Source organism: Streptomyces sp. CHD11 (assembly GCF_018638295.1).
GTDB lineage: Bacteria > Actinomycetota > Actinomycetes > Streptomycetales > Streptomycetaceae > Streptomyces.
This window is the reverse complement of sequence record NZ_JABTTS010000072.1, coordinates 1-1,531: the sequence shown is the minus strand read 5'-3', so window position 1 is coordinate 1,531 and position 1,531 is coordinate 1. Positions and strand designations below refer to the sequence as shown.

Below are 1,531 nucleotides of genomic sequence, written 5' to 3'. Positions count from 1 at the left end.
CGCCGACGGACCCTCCAACCGATGCAGGAACCACAACCGCCGCTGCGCGAACGACAACGGCAACAACTCCGGACGCGCCACCCGCTCCAACCCCACCTGCACCCGACCCAACCGCTCCCCCAACACCAGAGCCAACTCCGCCGGCGAAGGCGCCGCGAACAGCGCGCGTGGCGCCAGTTCGCAGCGGAACGCCTTGCGGATCCGGATGATGAGCCGGGTGGCGAGCAGCGAGTGCCCGCCCAGATCGAAGAAGCTGTCGTCGGGTCCCACCCGCGGCACGTCGAGCACCTGCGCGAAGAGGAGGCAGAGCAACTCCTCCTGTGGCGTACGCGGTGCGCGTCCACGGCCGCCGGGCTGTTCGGGGTCCGGCAGCGCCCGTTCGTCGATCTTCTCGTGGGCGGTGCGAGGAATCTCGTCCAGCAGGACGACGGCCGACGGAACCAGGTGCTCGGGCAGTTCGTCCTGCAACCGCGCGCGCAGTTCGTCGCCGCTGATCGCCCGGCCGGCGACCGGAACGGCGTACGCCAGAAGCTGCGGTTCGTCGTGCTGGTCGGGGCGGACGATCACGGCAGCCTGCGCGACGGCGGTGTGGCGGAGCAGCACCGACGCCACCTCGCCGGGCTCCACGCGGAAGCCCCGGATCTTCACCTGTTCGTCGGTGCGGCCGAGATACTCCAGCTCGCCCTCGGTGTTCCAGCGGACCAGGTCGCCGGTGCGGTACATCCGCGACCCGGCCGGCCCGTACGGATCGGCGAGGAAACGTGACGCCGTCAGGGCAGGACGCCCCCGGTAGCCACGTGCCACCCCGGCACCCGCGATGTACAGCTCCCCCGGCACCCCCGGCGCCGCCGGTTGCAGCCTGTCGTCCAGGACGTACAAGCGGGTGTTCAGCACCGGACCGCCGATCGGCGCGGGGCCGGGCGAGAGTTCCCTGCTGATCGACGCGCAGACGGTCGACTCGGTGGGACCGTAGGCGTTGAACATACGGCGGCCGGGCGACCATCGCGCGGTCAGCTCGGGCGTGCACGTCTCGCCCGCCACCACCAGGGTGCCGAGGTCGGGCAGTTGGGTGGCGGCCTCGGCGGGAAGCGTCGCCAGCACGGTGGGCGGCAGGGTGAGGTGGCTGATGCGGTGTTCGCGCAGGACGGCGGCCAGGTCCTCGCCGGCGAGACGGTCGGTCTCCGGCAGCACCAGGGCGGCGCCCGAGCCGAGGGCCATCACGAGTTCCCAGACCGTGGCGTCGAAGCCGAGGGCGGCGAACTGCAGCACCCGGGAGTCCCCGGTCACCCCGAGCCGCCGCTGGGTCGCCGCCATGCTCGCGAGCCCTCGGTGGGTCACCACGACGCCCTTGGGCCGTCCGGTCGATCCGGACGTGTAGATGACGTACGCCGGATGGTCCACGCCCACCGGACGTATTCGGTCCCGGTCACCGGGATCATGCTCGGGCAGTCCCTCGAACACCTCCGACTCACCGATCACCAGCGCCGGCCCGGCATCCTGCAACACGTACTCCACCCGCGCCCGCGGATAG

The 1,531-nt window shown here is 71.7% G+C and carries 1 protein-coding gene; it reads right to left on the bottom strand.

Translation table 11 applies throughout. The annotated features are described in order from the left end of the window. On the bottom strand, window positions 1-1,531 hold a 1,531-nt coding region (locus HTV45_RS33170; RefSeq protein WP_215209604.1), incomplete at both ends, for an amino acid adenylation domain-containing protein.